Origin of the sequence: Streptomyces sp. NBC_00210 (assembly GCF_045160975.1) — a bacterium.
Classification (GTDB): domain Bacteria; phylum Actinomycetota; class Actinomycetes; order Streptomycetales; family Streptomycetaceae; genus Streptomyces.
Map to the genome: position 1 here is coordinate 42,058 of NZ_CP108120.1, position 16,134 is coordinate 58,191.

A 16,134-nucleotide genomic window follows, 5' to 3' on the forward strand; every position below is an offset into this window, starting at 1 on the left:
CAGTGGTGGATTCATCGCACCCCACCGGGTGCGGGCGAGACCTCGCCGGCCAGCGGTGTCTGCGGGACCCGGCCGGTGACCGGGTCGGCCAGCCGGCCGGGCATGGAGAACACGACGTCCTCGGCGATGCCCCGCTGGAGCTCGACCTGGTCGAAGCCGAGTTCGGCGAGCCGGGCGACCAGCCCGTCGACGAGGATCTCGGGGGCGCTGGCCCCGGCGCTGATGCCGACCGACGACACGTCCTTCAGCCAGGCCGCTTCGAGGTGCTGTTCGTCGGGCACCAGATGGGCGGCGGCGCCGTGGTCGCGGGCCACCTCGACCATGCGCAGCGAGTTGCTGGAGTTGTGCGAGCCGACGATCAGGACCAGGTCGTTGTCGCGTGCGAGGTCCTTGACGGCGTTCTGCCGGTTCTGGCTGGCGTAGCAGATGTCGTCGCCGGGGGTGATCAGGTCGGTGAAGCGGGCGCGCAGGGCCTCGACGACGCGCTCGGTCTCGTCGAACGAGAGGGTGGTCTGGGTGAGGACGGCGACCGGGGTGTCGTCGGGCAGGCCGAGGCGCCGTACGTCGTCCTCGGTCTCGATGACGACGATCCGGTCGGGGGCCTCGCCGAGGACGCCCTCGATCTCCTCGTGGCCCTCGTGCCCGACGAGGAGGATGGTGCGGCCGTCGCGGGCGAAGCGCACCGCTTCCTGGTGGACCTTGGAGACCAGCGGGCAGGTGGCGTCGATGACTTCGAGCTGCCGGCCGGCGGCGGCAGAGCGCACTCCGGGGGAGACGCCGTGCGCGGAGAACACGCAGACCGCGCCCTGCGGGACCTCCTCCTCGCTGTCGACGAAGACCGCGCCGCGCTTTTGCAGCTCCGAGACGATGTAGTGGTTGTGCACGATCTCCTTGCGCACGTACACCGGCGCCCCGTGCAGGTCCAGCGCCCGCTCGACGATGCCGATGGCGCGCCGTACGCCCGCGCAGAAGCCGCGCGGCTGGGCCAGGACGACGTTCCCTTCGCTCACGTCGCGTCACCCCCGGCCGGTGCGGGGACGGCGGAGGTCATCCGGCGCGGGGTGCGTGCGTCCAGCCTCAGGCGCAGCCGGCGCGGGTGGTAGACGGTGGCCAGCGGGACCGGGCGGATGTCCATGCCGGGCTCGCAGGTGACCCGCCAGCGGCCGAGGATGGTGGCGAGCCCCAGGGTGGCCTCGGTGCGTGCGTAGAGGTCGCCGATGCACTTGCGGGCGCCGGTGCCGAACGGCACGTAGGCGTGGCGGGAGGCCGGCGCGATACGGTCCGGGAGCCAGCGGTCGGGGTCGAACTTCTTGGGGTTGTCGAAGGCGTCCTCGTACTGGGCGACCGCGGCGGGGCTGAAGACGACGGTGGAGCCGGTGGGCAGCTGTCGGCCCGCGAGTTCGGTCGGGGAGGCGGTGAGGCGGGTGAACAGCCAGGCCGGCGGGTGCAGTCGCAGCGTCTCGGAGATGATCCGGTCGGCCAGGGAGAGGTTCGGCAGGTCGTCCCACTGCGGGGCGCGGCCGTCGAGGACGGTGTCGATCTCGTCGTAGAGCGCGGCCTCGATCTCCGGGTGCTGGGAGAGGAGGTAGAAGACCCAGGTGAGGGTGCCGGCGACGGTCTCGGTGCCGGCCGCCATGACGGTGATGACCTGGTCGTGGATCTCCTTGTCGCCGAGCCGGCCGCCGTCGTCGTCGCGGGAGGCGATCAGCGCGGCGAGCAGGTCGTCGTGCTCGGTGTCGGAGCTGCGGTAGTCGTCGATGAGCTGCTGGGTGGTCTCGTGCAGGAAGTCCAGGTTGCTCTTGTAGCGGCGCTGGGAGGGCAGGGGCAGCCGGCGGATCGAGGCCGGCAGGAACATCTGCCGGAACAGGCCGTTGAGCACGACGTCGAAGGAACGTTCCACCTTGGCCGCCAGCTCGGGGCTGACGGGTGTGGAGTACAGGGTGCGGCCGACCGTGCGCAGGGCCATGCCGTACATCTCCTGGAAGGCGTCGACGACCATGCCGTCCTGCCAGCGCGACGCCGTGTCCTCGATCTCGGCGTGCATGGCCTCGGCGTACCGCTTGAGCTGGCCGCGGGTGAACGCCGACTGCATCAGCCGGCGCTGGCGGCGATGGTCGGCGAACGGGCAGGTGACCAGGCCGTTGCCGGCGATGTCACGGGCGCGGTCGTAGAAGACGCCGCCCTTGTCGAAGGTGCGGTCGTTGGTCAGGACGTGCCGCAGCAGTTCGGGGTGGGTCGGGACGTAGGCCGTGGTGGGGCCGATCTTGATCTCGACCAGGTCGCCGTGGGCTGACAGCGAGGTCATGAAGTTCACGGGGTGACGCATCATCTGGAGGGCGTGTCCCACGACGGGGAGCGCCCCGGGCGCCGCTCCCGCCGAGAAGGTGGTCTGCTCGGTCATTCGATTCTCAACTTCCCGTCTTTACTGATCTGTTGACAGCTGTTCTGGTCCGTTGACAGCTGTGCCGCCGCGACGGCCGGGCGCGGGTGCGTGTTGCTGGTGTGCGGTGCTGCTAGTGGGCGGTGCTGCCGAGCTCCTCCAGGTAGCCCTGGGCACCGGCGGCGAGCGCGAACTCGGCGTCGTAGCGGCCCGAGGAGCGGTGCCAGTCGTGGGAACCGCGGATCACGGTGCGCACGGCGTCGTTGCGGTAGCGCTCCAGGGCCTCGCGCTCGGCCTCGTCGAGCCGGTAGATGTCGCCGACCTGCGGCAGGCAGGACTCCAGCAGGAGGTACTGCTCCAGGCGGACGCGCACCTCGCTCTGGATGTGGGCGACGCTGCGGTCCTTGGACCAGCCGTGCTCCCGGCGCAGGATCATGACCATGTTGTTCTGCTCGCCGCGGGCCTCTTCCTTCTCCAGCGAGGCGATGTCGTTGAGCAGCAGATTGACGTCGACGGCGATCTGGAGCATCGCGGAGAGCACGGCGCTGTCGAAGACCCGGTGCGGCACCTCGAAGCGGCCCGCGCGCTCGGCGAGGTCGACCGTCGGCTGCACCCCGATGGTCTGCCGGCGCACGGCCAGGTACTGGGCGGCGGAGTTGTACGGCGTGTCCCAGAAGCGGCTCTCCGCCTCGTCGACGTAGCCGTCGAAGTAGCTGCGCCAGTGCCGGGCGCTGCGCGCGCACCAGGCGGGTGTCATGCCCTCGCTGGTGCGCCGCCAGATGTCGGCGAAGCCGTGGGCGATGGGGGGCGCGGTGTCGGGGAGGGGGCCGTCCAGCGCCGCCGCGACCGCGTCGGTGAGCTGTTTGGTCTCCTCCGGGTTCTCGCCGCGCGGCCCGTCGAAGAGGTCGTCGAAGAGGAAGAACCACGACATCAGGTCGACGCCCAGGTCCAGGTCGGCGCCGGTGGCGTGGGGGTAGAAGCGGGAGGCCAGGTCGGCGTAGCCGCCGCGCAGATGGCGCTCGGCCGCCGCCTCGGACTTGATCAGCCCGAGCGAGCGCGGCCATACGAGCTGCTCGGCGTCGGCGCGGGCGTGATCAGGGCTCTGCCGGCCCGGCAGGGGTATGTGGAAGTCGACGTCCTGGGGCATGGGGGAATCCTTGGGAGTGGGGTGCGGAGAAGCAGCGGTCATGGTGGTGCGCTGGCGGGAGTGCTGCGCTGATCAGAAGGGGGAATACGGGTACGGGGCCGGCCCGGTCTCAGACCTCGCGGTCGACGACGAACCGCCCGAGCGCGAGGAGTTCGTCCCGCGCGCCGGCGTCCAGCTCGAAACCGCGCAGCGCGTCCTCGGCCAGCGCCATCCGCCGGGCGGCCTCGGCCAGCGCCCAGTCCCGGCCGCCGGCGCCCTCGATCAGCCCGGCCACGCGCCGCAGTTCCTCCTCGTCGGGTTCGCCGGGGGTGGTGAGCCAGGCGGCCAGCTCGTCGCTGAGCGGGCCGTCCTGGTTCAGTGCGTGGCTGACCGGCAGGGACTTCTTGCGGGAGCGCAGATCGGAGTGGACCGACTTGCCGGTGACGGCCGGGTCGCCCCAGATGCCGAGAACGTCGTCGACGAGCTGGAAGGCGACGCCCACCTGGTCGCCGTAGAGCGCCAGCGCGTCCACCGTCGCCTCCGGTGCCCCGGCGAGGACGGCGCCGATCGCGGCGCTCGCCGACAGCAGCGCGCCGGTCTTGCCGGCGGCCATGTCGACGCACTCCTCGACCGTGACGTGCGAGCGCTGTTCGAAGGCCAGGTCCTGGACCTGGCCGCGGATCAGATGCCGGGTGGTGCGCGCCATCAGCCGGGCGGCGGGCGCCGCCGTGGGCAGCCCGGTGTCCAGCAGCACCTCCTGGGCGAGCGCCAGCATCGCGTCACCGGTCAGGATGGCGCTGGAGGGACCCCACAGCTTCCACACCGTGCGCCGGTGGCGGCGCTCCTCGTCGCCGTCCATCAGATCGTCGTGCACCAGGGAGAAGTTGTGCACGAGTTCCACGGCGACGGCGCCGGGCAGGGCGACCTCCGGCGGTGCGCCGACCGCCTCGGCCGACAGCAGCGCGAGCGCCGGCCGTACGGCCTTGCCAGCCTCGGCGCTGGTGGGCGCGCCGCCGGCGGTGATCCAGCCGAAGTGGTAGGCCGCCTGGTGACGTGAGCGGTGGTCGAGCCGGTCGACGGCGGCGCGCAGCGCCGGGGTGATCGTGACCCGGCTGTGGCTGAGGCAGGCGGGGGCGGTGCTCATGCGGCGACCTCCGCGCGCCAGGGGTCGGTCGGCTCGTCGAAGATACTGACGACTTGGCGCATGATGCGCCGTTCGGCCGGGTCGAAGGCCTGCTTGGCGTGGACGGTGCCGAGCTGGTCCCACATGACGATGTCCCCGGGCTGCCAGGTGTGCGCGTAGGTGTACTGGGGCTGGCCCGCGTGCGCCAGCAGTTCGTCGAGCAGCTTGCGGCTGTCGTCGGGGGCGAGGTCCACGATCCGCTTGGTGTTCAGGGTGCTGATGTAGACCGACTGGCGGCCGGTGCGCGGATTGCGGGCGATCAGCGGGTGGATGGTGGAGGTGCCGTCCTCGGGCTGGATCTGCGCGGTGCTCTCGCCGAGGGACACCTCGCCCTGGAGCTCCTCCTCGATGGTCTCCTCGTACCCGGTGCGCAGGGCGTGACGGACCCGGTAGGAGTGCAGGCGCCGGCGCTCCTCGGGCGACAGCGACTCGTACAGGGCGTACATGTCGGTGAAGAGGGTCTCCCCGCCGCCGGAGGACGGCACTTCCACGGCCTCCAGGAAGCCGACCTGGGAGACGCGGGGGCGGAAGGAGTAGTCGGTGTGCCAGCCCATCCACTCGGCGTCGCCGACGCCGATCTTGCGGCCGTCCTCCACCAGGTTGGAGACGATCAGGATCTCGTTGTGGTCGGGGTGGGCTCCGCTGGTCAGACCGGTCTTCGGGATGTACCCGAAGCGGCGGCCGAAGGCCAGGAACTCCTCGTAGGAGGGGGTCTCGTGGCCGCGGAGGACGAGTACGAGATGCGCGTCGAGCGCCGCCCAGATGTCCTCGAACTGGGTCTTGTCCGTGTCGCCGGTGACATGGGCGCCGTGCACGACGGCGCCGAGAGCGGCGCCGGGTATCGGCGTTACGTCCATGGGCGTTGCCGCCTTTCGCAGAAGGGTGGGGGTGGTCAGCGCAGTTCGAGACCGGCGAGGTCGCCCGCCGCGCGCCAGCGCCTGAGGATGTTCACGAACTCCACCGAGCCGCCGCCGTAGCTGGAGTTGAGCAGGGGCAGTCCGCTCGGGTCGCCCTCGTTGTTGTAGAGGCCGGGCGTGCAGTTCTCGAGGAAGTCGATGTCGTTGGTGGCGAGCCGGAGGATCTCCTCGACCCATTCCTTCTCGCCGGCCTCGGAGGCCTCCACGACCTGGTGGCCGCGCTCCTCGACGGACTTGACGATGTGCGCGAGGTGCCGCGTCTGCTCGCCCAGCATGTAGGCGATGTTGACGTGCCGGCCGGCCTGGACCTTGGACAGGATGAAGCAGTTGGGGAAGCCGTTCACCTGGAGTCCGTGCAGGGTGTGCGCCCCGTCCGCCCACTTCTCCGACAGCTTCACGCCGTCGCGGCCGACGATGTCGTAGCCGGCGCGGTCGGTGTACGGGACGGCGAACTCGTGCTCGTAGCCGGTGGCGAAGACCAGGCAGTCGACCGGGTACTCCCGGCCGTTCGCGACCACCCCGGCCGGGGTGAGCCGCTCCACGCCCTGCCCCCGGGTGTCGACCAGGGTCACGTTGGGCCGGTTGAAGGTCTGGAGGTAGCCGTCGTGGAAGCAGGGCCGCTTGCAGTACACGCGGTAGTACGGCTTGAGGGCGGCGGCGGTCGCGGGGTCGGTGACGACGCTGTCGATGCGGGCGCGCAGCTCCTCCATCTTGAGGAAGTCCGCCCGCTCGGCCGCGAGCGCCCGCTCCTTCGGGTCGCCCCCGGTGTCGCCGGTGGGCAGGATCGCGGCGGCCAGCTTGGCCGTGGTCTGGGTCCAGCGGTCCTGGACCAGGTCCTCGTCCTGCGGGACGCCGGAGGTCAGCGCGTGGAAGTTCTCCATCCGGCGCTGCTGCCAGCCCGGTTCGAGGCTGTCCGCCCAGTCGGACGGGGTGGGCCGGTTGCCGCGGACGTCGACCGCGGCCGGGGTGCGCTGGAAGAGGACGAGCTGCTCGGCCCACTCGGCGAGGTGCGGGGCGAGCTGGATGGTCGTCGAGCCGGTGCCGATGACGCCGACCTTCTTGTCCTTCAGTTTGGTCAGGCCGCCGGTGCTGTCGCCGCCGGTGTAATCGAAGTCCCAGCGGCTGGTGTGGAAGGAGTGCCCGGCGAACGTCTCCAGGCCCGGCAGCCCGGGGAGTTTGGGGCGGTGCATCAGACCGATCGACATGGCCACGTACCGGGCCCGGATCAGATCGCCGCGGTCGGTGCTCACCAGCCACTTCCCGGCGGCCTCGTCCCAGCGCAGCTCGGTGACGGTGGTCTGGAAGAGGGCGTCGCGGTAGAGGTCGTACCTGTGGGCGATCTGTTGGAGGTGGGCGAAGATCTCGGGCCCGGTGGAGTACTTCTCGGTGGGTATCGTGCCGATCTCTTCGAGCAGTGGCATGTAGATGTGGCTCTCGACGTCGCACCGGACGCCGGGGAAGCGGTTCCAGTACCAGGTGCCGCCGACGTCGCCGGCCTCGTCGATCAGCCGGATGCGCCCCAGGCCGGTCTCCTTGCGCAGATGGGCGCCGGTCAGCAGGCCGCCGATGCCGGCGCCGACGACGGCGACGTCCACCTCGTCAGTGAGCGGCTCGCGCTCCTGCCGCTCGGTGTAGGGGTCTCGCGCGTAGCGGCTGAAGTCACCGCGCGCGAACTGGTAGGTGCGACCGACGCTGCGCTTGTCGCGTTCCTGCCGGTATTTCTCCCTCACCGCTTCCAGGTCGATGGTCAGTGTTTCATCGCTACGGTCGTCGCTTTCGGTACGGGCCACAGCTCCTCCTCAAGGGAAGGGGGCGGAAGGGAAACATGACGCCATACGTCGTCGAACTGATCGCGCAGCCGCAGCGGGGCGTCGGAGTTGCTGAAGAGATAGAAGCGGTCGGAGCCGAGGGCCTCCCACACGAGTCCGGCGACGTCCTCGGCGCTCACCGAGGTGTCACCGCCCGCGCCGCGCGGGGCCGTCAGGCCTTGGACCATGGGGGTGTCGACCCGGCCGGGACACAGCACCGACACCCGGACCCCGGTGCCCCGCAGATCGGCGCGCAGACTGCGGGCGACCGCGAGGTCGGCGTGCTTGGAGGCGGCGTAGGCGGCGCTGCCCGCGCCGACGACGAAGGCGGACATCGAGGCGGTGTGGATCAGATGGGCGGGCCGGCCGCGCTCCAGCAGCCGGGGGACGAAGGCGCGGGCCACCAGGACGTGCGCCCAGTGGTTCACCTCGAAGACCTGCCGCATCCGCTCCAGCGGCACCTCCCACAGGGGCTGTCCCACGGGGCCGAGGACCCCGGCGTTGTTGCACACCACGTCGATGTCGCCGAGCAGGTCGAACGCCGTGTCCGCGAGCCGTTCGACGGCGTCCGGGTCGGTCAGTTCGGCGGTCACGGCGGTGACCTGAGCGCCCTGTGCGGTGAGTTCGGCGGCCCGGCGGTGCAGTGCGTCGCCTTCGACGTCCGCCATGACCACGCCGGCGCCGGCCCGTGCGAAGCGGGCGCTGAGGGCGAGGCCGATGCCGCTGGCCGCGCCGGTCACCACGGCTGTCCTTGTCTGTAAGTGCACTTGGCTGTCTCCGCTTCTGCGCGCGGGTACGCCGAAGGACGGCGCGCCGTTGCCAGCGAGAAGGTCTGGATCAGATCGCGCCGTTCGAGGGGCGCGGGTGTCAGCTGGGGTCGGGGAGCTTCAGGCTGATCACGAGAACGATCACCGAGGAACACACCAACAGGGCGAGAACAAGCACGGCCGCCGACACCGTCGACAGCGAACCGGCCAGGGAGAGATAGAGGGTTCCGCCGACGGTCGCGCCCAGCGCGGTCGCCATCTGCTGGCTGGTCACCAGCACACCGCTGCCCATGCCGGCCTGCGCGGGGGGTACATCGGCGAGGATCATCCGGAACAGCGTCGGGCCGATCAGCGCCGCGCCTACGCCGAAGAGGGCGATCCCGACGAGCACGAGCGCCAGGGAGGGATGCGGCCAGCCCAGCCAGAGCACCAGCGCCAGCAGCAGCAGGCTCGCGCCCTGGACGACAGCGCCCAGGGTGACGATCCGGCCGCCCAGGGCCGCCGCGATCCTCGCGGTGAACTGCGCCACCACGAAGAACGCCACGGCGAACGGCGCCATCCCCCCGCCGGAGGCGAGCCCGTCGAAGCCGAAGTGACCCTGCGCGATCAGCGCGTAGACGAACAGGAAGGCGCCGAAGCCGGCCGAGAACGGCACCATCGCCGCCAGTCCTCTGCGCATCCCCGGATGGGACAGCACCGACGGGGACAGCAGCGGTGAGCCGCCCCGCGCCTCCAGTCCGCGTTCGGCCCGCACCAGCGCCAGCGCTCCCACCGCGGCGACCAAGAGCAACGACCACAGCCACAGCGGCCAGCCGAGGTCGGGGCCCGCCACGACCACGGCCAGGACACAGACCATGGTGACACCGAACAGCACGGTGCCCAGCGGGTCGAAGCCCGGCTTCGCGTCGGCCCTCGTCGCGGGGACGCGCCGGACGGCCAGCAGCGCGGCCACTCCGATCGGCACATTGATCACGAAGACCATCCGCCAGCCGATCCCGGCGACGTCCAGCGAGACCAGCAGCCCGCCCAGGATCTGCCCGATGACCATGCCGAGGGCCGCGGTCGCGCCGTACATGCCGATCGCACGGGCGCGCGCCTGGCCCTCGGTGACCGCCTGGATCGTCGCCAGCACCTGCGGTACGAGCATGGCGGCGGCGGCACCCTGCAGCAGCCGGGCCGTGACGAGGAACTCGATGGTCGGGGCGAGTCCGCACAGCGCCGAGGTGACGGTGAACGCCGCGAGCCCGTAGGCGTACAGGCGCCGTCTGCCGAAGGCGTCGCCCAGCCGTCCGCCCAGCACCAGGCCGAGGGCGTAGGTGAGGCCGTAGCCGGACACCACCAGCTCCAGTGCGGCGGGGCCGCCGTGGAGGTCGTCACTGATCGAGCTCAGCGCCACATTGACGATGGAGGCGTCCACGATGGACAGGGCGTATCCGGTGAGCACCACCACGAGGGCGATGCCACTGAGCCCCGCGGCGGCCGGTTCCGTGCCGGCTGAGGGCTCCGGTGTCGCGTTGGGCTCCTTCAGAGGGGGGAGGCCCTCGCGTTTCGTCATGCGCTGCCTACCCAGACGTTTGTGGGGGACGGTTGAGGCGGGTACGAGGTAACAACGTCACTCGGTGGTGGTGGGGGTGCCGGTGATCTTCGACAGGATTCCCTTGGAGGCGTCCTTCGCGGACTCCGGCCAGGGGGTCAGGGAGTTGAACCCGCGGTGCGAGGAGGCGGGCTGGATGCGGGTGTCCATCGACATCCGCATGCCGGCCGGGTTCAACGAGACGTTCGGGATGGACTTGTGACACATGAAGGCGTGGAAGATGATCACGTCGCCCGGATCCATGGGCGAGAACAGCAGCTGCTCGTCCGCGCCGAACTCCTCGGCCGGGATACCGCGCACGGCGTGGCCGAAGCGGCGGAAGTTCTCGGTGACGACGTGCTCGCGCGGGCCCTTCTTGTGGCTGCCGTCGGCGACGGCGACGCCGCCTATGCCGCGGGTCGTCGCGAGCAGCGGCATCCAGGCGGTGCGGAAGTCCTTGTTCGGGCCGATGTAGAAACCGTCCTGGTGCAGCGGCGTCAGGAAGCTCGGCTCCGCGGAGCCCGCGGCGGAGGGGTAGTAGCGGATCGTCGTCGACTTGAAGACGAAGACGGGCTCGCCGAAGACCTTCTCCCAGACCTTGAGGGTCGAGGGGTGGTTCCACAGGTCGTCGTACTTGACGTAGTCGTGCATCGCCACCTCGTCGACCGCCTCGAAGGACTCTATGGTGAGGGTGTCGAGCGTGGTGCCGGGGGCGGCGTGGCCGAGTGCGATCAGGCCCTCGAGCATCTGCTCGGCGGCGGTCCGCGCGAGTTCACGGTCCAGAGCGCCGCGCAGATAGAGGTAGCCGTGCTCGTCGTAGAACCGGTCGAGGGCCTCACGGTCGTCGAGAAGAGGCGTGCAGTCGACGTAGTCGCTGAATGTGTCCGTCATGGTCCCTTGTCCTCGTGACTGTGCGTGGGGGGAAGGAGCGTCAAACATCCGGGCGGGGCGACGGCTTCGATCTTGCGGCATATGCCACCTACGACCATGAACGGTGGACGGCTGTGTTTTCGCTCGTGCAATGCCACTTAGAAGGAAACGGGGAGTTCATCGAACCCGCCGGTGATCCGGTGCTCCTGCCAGCGCAGCGACTCCTCGGGTACCGCGAGCTGCAGGTTGGGCAGTCTGCGGAACAGCCGCTCGAACACCGCGGTCAGCTCGATCCGGGCTAGCACGCGGCCGATGCAGTGCCGGGTGCCGTGCCCGAATGCCAGGTGCGACTTGGGCTTGACCCGGGCCAGGTCGAACAGGTCGCTGTCGGGGAACGCCCGGCCGTCAATGTTGGCCGCGCCGATGGCCAACATCACCGCGTCTCCGGTCCGGATCACTGTCTCGCCGACGGTGATGTCGCTGTGCGCGTAGCGGGGTATTAGCGCGTTGGATCCCTTGCCACCAACGCCCAGGCGCAGGATCTCCTCGACCGCGGCCGGCGCGAGTTCGGGATTCTCGGCCAGCAGGGCACGCTGGGCCGGATTGCGCAGCAGCAGCAGGACGCCCAGGTCGATGCGCACAATGGTGGTCTCGTAGCCGAACAACAGCACGGCGTTACCCAATTGGGCAATGTCCGCATCGGACAGTGCGCCGTCTTTCTCGGCGATCAGCTCGGACAGGATGTCGTCGCCCGGCTCGATTCGCTTGCGCGCCACCAGTTCCGTCATGTAGTCGACAACCTGTTGAAAGGTGTTCGCCGAATGCTGGTTGTCGCTCTGGTCGAATGTGCCTCTCGCCCACTGCCCGAAGCGCTCCCGGTCGGCCAACGGCACGCCAAGCAGATCGCAGACCACCATGGTCGGCAACGGAAACGAGAGCGTGTGGTGCAGGTCGACCGGCGCAGTGCCGGCGGCCAACTGGTCGAGCAGGTCGTCCACGTGGTGCTCGATCCGGGTCTTCATCAGGCGCATCCGGCGCGTGGAGAACCGGGGCACAAGCAGCTCGCGCATCTGCGGATGGTTGGTGGCCTCGGTGTCCTAGTCGTCTCCGGCCATCAGCGCCATCATGAAATTCCTGGCCGCGCTCTTGGCCGACTGCTCCGGGTTGGGATTGCTGAGACCGAGTCGGCGGTCGGCGAGTAGTTTCCTCACCTCGCCGTAGCGGGTGACCAGCCAGGCATCTTCACCGGCGGTCCGCACCCCGGTGATCGGCCCCTCCTGCTGCAGTGCGCGCATCTGGGGCGCGATGCCGAGCACGGCTGGGTTGTCGAACGGTAACCTCGGAAGTTCCTTCATTTGGTCTGTCCTCGTGCGTCGTGCATGGGATTCGTCGGGCATCCGGCCACGCCGACGGCATCGGTGGCGTCGGCGTGCGCTGCGCGCCGGTCTACGGGCGCGCCGAAGCGGCGGCCGCCGCTTCGGCGGACGACCGTTGCTGACGTGCGGGTGGTGCAGACGCCGGGTCGGCGAGAAACTACAAAGACGACCCGATGAGCAGTGCCACGTCGATAAGGCGGTTTGAGTAGCCCCACTCGTTGTCGTACCAGCCGACGACCTTGACCTGCGGGCCGGACACCCGGGTGAGCCCGGCGTCGAAGACACAGGAGGCCAGGTCGCCCACGATGTCGGTGCTGACCAGTGGCGCGTCCACGTAGGACAGCAAGCCCTTGTACGGTCCCGAGGCCGCGGCCGCGTACGCCTCCTTCACCTCGTCCACGGTCGTGCCGCGGCGGGTGACGACCGTGAGGTCGGTGACCGAGCCGGTCGGGACGGGCACCCGCAGGGCGAAGGCGTCCAGCCGGCCCGCGAGGTCCGGCAGGACCAGGCCGATGGCCTGGGCGGCGCCACTGGATGTGGGCACGATGTTCAGGGCCGCGGCCCGGGCCCGGCGCAGGTCCTTGTGCGGGGCGTCCTGGAGGTTCTGGTCCTGCGTGTAGGCGTGGACCGTGGTCATCATGCCGGTGTCGATGCCGACGGCGTCGTGCAGCACCTTGGCCAGTACGGCGAGACAGTTGGTGGTGCAGGAGGCATTGGAGACGATGGTGTGGCGCTCGGGATCGTAGGCACCGTCGTTGACGCCCATCACCACCGTGATGTCCTCGCCGCTGGCCGGAGCAGCAATGATGACCTTCTTCGCTCCGCCTTCGACGTGTGAGCGCGCCTTCGCGGCGTCGGTGAAGATGCCGGTGGACTCGATCACGATGTCCACTCCCAGGGCGCCCCAGGGCAGGGCGCCGGGGTCGCGCTCGGCGAGGACCTTGATCGTCCGGTCACCCACGCGGATCGCGCCCGGCTCGGCGGTGATCTCCTCGGGGAAGCGCCCCAGAATTGAGTCATAAGCGAGCAGGTGGGCCATCGTGGGCACGTCGCCCAGGTCGTTGACGGCGACGATCTCCAGCTCCGAAGTCCGCGCGGCCGCCGCGCGGAAGACGTTGCGACCGATGCGCCCGAAGCCGTTGATGCCGATTCGCACAGTCATTGGTGTGTTCCTCACCTAGCGCTCTACAAGTCCAGTGACGCGCCGTTGCGCCGAGGTGCAATGCAAACCGTGCGCCTGGACGAGGCGCCGGCACGCAATCGATCAGGAGCTTATATAAGTCTGCGATACATTTCCAGAGTGACTTCTACTCAGCGGGCCGAAAACAACACCGACTTGGATGTCGGTGACCTCACCAGGGCGATCGAGAACTTCAACCGCTACTACATCCGGCTTCCCGCGGTGCAGAAGCTGTCGTTCACGACACTGTCCGTGCTGGACACACTGGCCGTCAGCGGTCCGAAGCGGCTGACCGAACTCGCCAAAACCGAGCAGATCAGCCAGCCGGGGCTCACTCAGCTGGTCACCCGGCTCGAGCGCGACGGTCTCGTGGAACGCCGCCCCGACCCGGCGGATGGACGCGCCGTCCTCGTCCACATCACCGACAGCGGCCGAAAGATCGGCCAGGCCCGGCACGAGGACCGGGGCCGTCACCTGATCCCGCTGATCGCCCAACTGACGCCCGCGGAACGACAGGCGATCGCCGCGGCTCTTCCCGCCCTGACCCGCCTAGCGGAACTCGGGGCCGAAGCCGGACGGTAGGGCCCGCGCCAGAGCCACGGGGGGCGACGCGGATGCCCATCTCCCGTACATCGGCTACGACTTGGGCGACAGTCAGGAAGTAGGTGTCATAGCGGAGCTCGGCGATGACGGCGAGCTCCTCCTCCAGGCGCTGGAGCGCCGCGGTGTCGCGATCCAGGCAGCGGCGGACCATGCCCGCCTCGCACCGCTCGCGCAGCAGCCGGGATGCCTCCGCCGCTCCCCCGACGGCACCGACGACTTCCGGTTCAGGGAAGCGCGGTGTGCCCATGCCCGTCTCCGGCCGGATGAGGCTGCCCGTAATCGAGCCGATGACTGCCTCGGCGGTGTTGCGGGTCCACTGGTGAAAAGGCAGTATTCCGACCTTGCGCTATTCGCCTGGGGACGATCAAACACGAGTACGTCCGCGACCGCGTCCTCGAAGGCCACGAGGCCTCCCGCAAGCGGGGCAAGACGATCGGCGGCGCCGGTCCGCACTCGCACCACGGCCGGTGCGGGGGCCTTGCCGGCGCTGCCCGACGCGGCTCCCACGATGCCCGGCGGCCGGATTCCCGGGCCATCGTGGAAGACCACGAACACAAGGGGCAGGGGGCACAGTTCACGCCCCACCCGAAGCGGCGGATCAGCCCGGCGTCACCGCGCCCTCCGGCACTCCGAACCACTCCTCCAGCGCCTCCGCCAGCCCGACCGTTGAAGTCGACGCCTGCGCCCCCGTGTCGGCCGCCCAGGCCGTGAAGCCGTCCGGACGGACGAGGACAGCCGCCAGTTCCGGGCGGGACGGGCAGCCGGCCGTCAGAGTGTCGACGCGGCCGGCGTACCCCGCGGCGAGGGCCCGGAGCTCCGGGTCGTCGGTGAGGTCGAGCAGGAGCGCCCGGCCGCCGTGGAGGTGGTCCGCGAGGCGGACGCCGTCGGCGAGTTCGAGGTCCGGGGCGCTGCGGCCGGTCAGCGGGTGCTCGCCCGGCAGCTCGTACCGCACCCCGGCACCGTTGAGCCGCGCGGTGAGGTACGTGGTGCCCACGACCGTCCCCGCCAGGTCGCTGACGATCTCGCGCAGGGCCCGGGACTGCGGGTCCGGGCGCATGGCCGCGACCTGGGACCGGGTCCAGTTCAGGACCCACGCGCCGACCGGGTGCCGCTCGGAGGTGTACGTGTCCAGCAGCCCTTCCGGCGCCCGGCCGCCGATCACCGCGGCGAGCTTCCAGCCGAGGTTCATCGCGTCCCCGATGCCCAGGCTCAGCCCCTGGCTCCCGAACGCGGAGTGCACGTGCGCCGCGTCGCCCGCCAGCAGCACCCGGCCCTTGCGGTACGCGGTGACCTGGCGGGCATGGTCGGTGAAGCGGGTCGCGGTCCGCACCCCGGTGATCGTGACGTCCACGCCGGATACGCGGCGCAGCCGCGCCTGGAGGTCCTCGGTGGTGACCGGCGCCCCCCGGTCGACCGGGGGGCCGTCGAACTCCACCGTGACGACGCGGCCCGGCATCGGCCCGTGGGCGTACACCCCGGTGTCCGTGGCGGTCCAGCCGACCTTCAGGTCCTCGGCGCCGGTCATCTCCACGACCGCCTGATGACAGGTGATCTCCGGGTCCGTACCGGGAAATTCGAACCCCGCGAGCTTGCGGACCGTGCTGCGGCCGCCGTCGCAGCCCACGAGCCAGCCGGCGCGTATCGCCCCGCCGCTCGTCCACACGGTGACTGCCCCGTCGTCCGCGTCGAAGCCGGTCAGCTCCACTCCCCGTCGCACGTCGACACCGAGCTCGTCCGCCCGCCCGCCGAGCAGCCGCTCGATGTCCTGCTGCGCCACGAGACCGATCTCGGCGGCGGGTCCGGCGTCGCCGAAACCCGGCTCCGTACGGTCGACCAGGTCGGCGCGCAGCATGATCCCGGCGAAGTGCCCGACGAACCCGAGCCCTTGGCCTGCAGCCCGGCCTCCGTCCCCGCCGTTCCGCTCGCGCATGAACGCCTGGAAGCGGTCCATCGCCTGCCGCTGCACCTCGGCCAGCGGGGGCAGCATGCCCCGGCGGTAGAGCGCCTCTGCGCTGGGCGTAGTGATCGCCCCGCCCTTGATCGTCGGGTCCACTTCGGTGAGGCGCTCCAGGACGGCCACCCGCGCGCCTCCGAGCCGGAGCTCGCAGGCCAGCATCAGTCCGACCGGGCCGCCTCCGGCCACCACTACGTCATAGTCCATGGCGCCCACTATGACCGAGGGCCAAAAAGGCCCCTTCACCGCCCTGACCAGCCACAACAGGCGCCGCGATGTCAAGGGACCGGCCCCGCGCGACGCGCGCCAGCTGGCCGCGTTCATCGAGCTGCGGGTCCTCAACCCCGAGCGGGTGCACTGGCGGCGCGGCATCCAGGCCGCCAGCGCTACCCCAAGG

At 70.4% G+C, this 16,134-nt stretch carries 15 protein-coding genes and 1 pseudogene; 2 read left to right on the top strand and 14 right to left on the bottom strand.

Annotated features, from left to right (window positions below):
• Window positions 1–11: 11 nt before the first annotated feature.
• From ispH to OG729_RS00295, 11 genes are all read right to left on the bottom strand, one after another.
• Window positions 12–1,010 carry a 4-hydroxy-3-methylbut-2-enyl diphosphate reductase gene (gene ispH, locus OG729_RS00245; protein WP_405803456.1) on the bottom strand — a complete coding sequence of 333 codons (999 nt, stop codon included), beginning with the start codon at window positions 1,008–1,010 and terminating at the stop codon, window positions 12–14.
• Window positions 1,007–2,401, bottom strand: coding sequence for a pentalenene oxygenase (ptlI, locus tag OG729_RS00250; RefSeq protein WP_405803458.1), 1,395 nt, complete (start codon window positions 2,399–2,401; stop codon window positions 1,007–1,009). Before ptlI ends, ispH begins: the two co-directional genes overlap by 4 nt.
• A 112-nt stretch (window positions 2,402–2,513) precedes the next feature.
• Complete coding sequence (gene ptlA / locus OG729_RS00255) at window positions 2,514–3,527, bottom strand: pentalenene synthase (RefSeq protein WP_405803460.1); 1,014 nt, start codon at window positions 3,525–3,527, stop codon at window positions 2,514–2,516.
• A 109-nt stretch (window positions 3,528–3,636) separates the two neighbouring features.
• The gene (locus OG729_RS00260; RefSeq protein WP_405803462.1) at window positions 3,637–4,650 is read right to left on the bottom strand and encodes a polyprenyl synthetase family protein; all 1,014 of its coding nucleotides are present in this window, start codon (window positions 4,648–4,650) and stop codon (window positions 3,637–3,639) included.
• A complete protein-coding gene (gene ptlD, locus OG729_RS00265; RefSeq protein WP_405803464.1) occupies window positions 4,647–5,546 on the bottom strand; it encodes a neopentalenolactone/pentalenolactone F synthase in 900 nt (299 codons plus the stop codon). The genes OG729_RS00260 and ptlD overlap by 4 nt, the downstream gene beginning before the upstream one ends.
• Window positions 5,547–5,581: 35 nt before the next feature.
• Window positions 5,582–7,396, bottom strand: coding sequence for a neopentalenolactone/pentalenolactone D synthase (gene ptlE / locus OG729_RS00270; RefSeq protein WP_405803466.1), 1,815 nt, complete (start codon window positions 7,394–7,396; stop codon window positions 5,582–5,584).
• Complete coding sequence (ptlF, locus tag OG729_RS00275; RefSeq protein WP_405803468.1) at window positions 7,354–8,154, bottom strand: 1-deoxy-11-beta-hydroxypentalenate dehydrogenase; 801 nt, start codon at window positions 8,152–8,154, stop codon at window positions 7,354–7,356. Before ptlF ends, ptlE begins: the two co-directional genes overlap by 43 nt.
• A gap of 127 nt (window positions 8,155–8,281) precedes the next feature.
• The gene (locus OG729_RS00280; RefSeq protein ID WP_405803470.1) at window positions 8,282–9,736 is read right to left on the bottom strand and encodes an MFS transporter; all 1,455 of its coding nucleotides are present in this window, start codon (window positions 9,734–9,736) and stop codon (window positions 8,282–8,284) included.
• A 57-nt stretch (window positions 9,737–9,793) separates the two neighbouring features.
• A complete protein-coding gene (ptlH, locus tag OG729_RS00285) occupies window positions 9,794–10,645 on the bottom strand; it encodes a 1-deoxypentalenic acid 11-beta-hydroxylase (RefSeq protein WP_405803472.1) in 852 nt (283 codons plus the stop codon).
• A 137-nt stretch (window positions 10,646–10,782) separates the two neighbouring features.
• A complete protein-coding gene (locus tag OG729_RS00290; protein WP_405803474.1) occupies window positions 10,783–11,694 on the bottom strand; it encodes a cytochrome P450 in 912 nt (303 codons plus the stop codon).
• A gap of 27 nt (window positions 11,695–11,721) precedes the next feature.
• Complete coding sequence (locus tag OG729_RS00295; RefSeq protein ID WP_405803476.1) at window positions 11,722–11,979, bottom strand: hypothetical protein; 258 nt, start codon at window positions 11,977–11,979, stop codon at window positions 11,722–11,724.
• A gap of 20 nt (window positions 11,980–11,999) precedes the next feature.
• Here OG729_RS00295 and OG729_RS00300 point away from each other — a divergent pair, with 20 nt between their 5' ends.
• Complete coding sequence (locus tag OG729_RS00300) at window positions 12,000–12,122, top strand: hypothetical protein (RefSeq protein ID WP_405803477.1); 123 nt, start codon at window positions 12,000–12,002, stop codon at window positions 12,120–12,122.
• A 35-nt stretch (window positions 12,123–12,157) separates the two neighbouring features.
• Here the strand turns inward: OG729_RS00300 and gap are convergent, their stop codons facing one another.
• Complete coding sequence (gap, locus tag OG729_RS00305) at window positions 12,158–13,162, bottom strand: type I glyceraldehyde-3-phosphate dehydrogenase (protein WP_405803478.1); 1,005 nt, start codon at window positions 13,160–13,162, stop codon at window positions 12,158–12,160.
• 138 nt (window positions 13,163–13,300) lie between these two features.
• Here gap and OG729_RS00310 point away from each other — a divergent pair, with 138 nt between their 5' ends.
• On the top strand, window positions 13,301–13,762 hold the full coding sequence (locus OG729_RS00310; RefSeq protein ID WP_405803479.1) for a MarR family winged helix-turn-helix transcriptional regulator: 462 nt from the start codon (window positions 13,301–13,303) through the stop codon (window positions 13,760–13,762).
• On the opposite strand, the pseudogene OG729_RS00315 reads toward OG729_RS00310, so the two are convergent.
• Window positions 13,755–14,039, bottom strand: a pseudogene (locus tag OG729_RS00315) (DNA polymerase III subunit alpha); the annotation flags it as partial. The gene OG729_RS00310 and the pseudogene OG729_RS00315 overlap by 8 nt on opposite strands.
• A gap of 342 nt (window positions 14,040–14,381) precedes the next feature.
• Complete coding sequence (locus tag OG729_RS00320; protein WP_405803481.1) at window positions 14,382–15,944, bottom strand: FAD-dependent monooxygenase; 1,563 nt, start codon at window positions 15,942–15,944, stop codon at window positions 14,382–14,384.
• Window positions 15,945–16,134 lie beyond the last annotated feature (190 nt).